This window comes from Endozoicomonas sp. ONNA1 (genome assembly GCF_024606325.1).
Taxonomy (GTDB): domain Bacteria; phylum Pseudomonadota; class Gammaproteobacteria; order Pseudomonadales; family Endozoicomonadaceae; genus Endozoicomonas_A.
In genome coordinates, this window is record NZ_JAHHPN010000362.1 from 1 (window position 1) to 1739 (window position 1739).

The window sequence follows — 1739 nt, forward strand, 5'->3', positions numbered from 1 at the left end:
GCCTGAAGGATATCTGAATAAAAGATGTTGTAAGAGTTGCCTGCGGATGTCCGCATCGATCTCATTACTCTTGAACATTTCCCGAAGCTCGTCCTTCAATTCACGGCTCAAACACTTGGACAGACACTGAACATGATTAATAAACTGCTGGTGCTGGTTTCTTAATAACGAGTAGAAATCAGGAACAATGGTGCAAAAATCATAAGCGATTGTAAAAAGGCAATCTCGAAAGGCGAATCTATCAGCTTCTGTTGCAATATCTCTGTTAAGGCGTTGTGCAAGCAAGTCAAAGTTCCACTGATCTCCTTCAAAAATAACTTTATCCTTCAGCCAACGATCCAAATTATACATAGCATTTAACACAATGATCAGTTTTTCATAAGCCTCCTGCATAGTACCACGTGAACTCATTTGGGAGCATTCGACGAAAATTTCTCCCGCTACAGCGTTAAAACTCAGCTTCATGCTATCAGCATTTTTATCCAGTTCGATTGCTTTTAATAACTTCACCAGAAACCACATACGTTTTAACTTGCTGGGCTCATCACTGCCGTCAGGACTATCAAATTCGTCAGCAAATGTCAGCCGCAGGGTTCGTTCTTTCCCTCCTTCTGCGTATTCAAGTAGCTCGATAAGACAGAAATGATTTCCAAGCTTCTGATTAACAATCAAGGCATTATCCATAATGACGACAGTCGCTGGACGATGTGTTTTTTCAAGAAATGCTCTGTCGGATGGCCTCAATATCGACACATTTTCGTCCAGGGTCGTGCAATCAAGATAGGTGATGGACCCTTCCCTGGATATCCTGCCCTGACCCGCAGCAAGACTGACCGGAGCCAGCGCATTTACAAAGCGCTGATGCAGAGCAAAAATCAGGTCATGGACACTCCGCAGCTGCTCAGCCTCAGTGGGGTTCAGTGCCTGAAGACAGGATTGTAGCTGATGGCAGGCGGCCACCCACTGACGAAACGTTACCTGTCCTTCTTTGCCATCATCCGAGGGAAGGGTAATAGCCTTTAGCCCGGATTGGATGGTCTGTTCCAGCGTCACAAACCGGTTCATCAATTGCGGCAACTCATCCAGCCGTGACTTGAGCTGTTGTGAATCGCTGTTAACCGCCAGCCGCAAGAATGCCCCGTAGCCATTGAGCTGTGCTTTAGCCCCATGAATCAACCTTTGTACGATCTCCTCAGTTTCTGCCAATATCTTTGATCGTTGTGGCGACATGCTCAGTTTTATGGGGTTTGCCAGACAATCCAGTCCACCGCCGGGGGCAAAAAATGCCAACAGCCGGGCATTTTGATCCGTGAGCCATTGAAAACCGCTGGCGACCTTGCGGAATGCGCCCTCTGGGGGGGATAAATCATCCCGTGATGGGATGACCTTTGTTGACGGTAGATCAGAAAATGCAGTGGACAGGCTTCTGTGACAAGCCAGTTTTCCGGTAAGGTCACCGGCAACAATAAAGGCTCCGGGCTCATCGTTAAAACGGGCGCAGGCCAGCGTCGCCTGTTGGCCAGCCTCCTGAGAGGCCAATGCCGAATAATGGCCACCGGCCCGCATCAAGGGTATTTGTTCCTGTTTCAGCAGGATTGCCACATGATCATTGAATCCTCCTGTGGCAGTGACAAAGCCTCCTGCCCGCTCGAGGAACTCAGACTCAAGCATCCAGTCTTCAGTTTGTTGGGCCACAACAATGGCGCCCTCTGGCATAGAGCCTGCCGCTTGTTTTCTGG

At 48.6% G+C, this 1739-nt stretch carries 1 protein-coding gene; it reads right to left on the reverse strand.

Translation table 11 applies throughout. The features are described from left to right. The coding region (locus KDK19_RS08355; protein ID WP_257291723.1) for a PEP-utilizing enzyme at positions 1-1716 on the reverse strand (1716 nt) is incomplete at its 3' end. Positions 1717-1739: the final 23 nt, after the last annotated feature.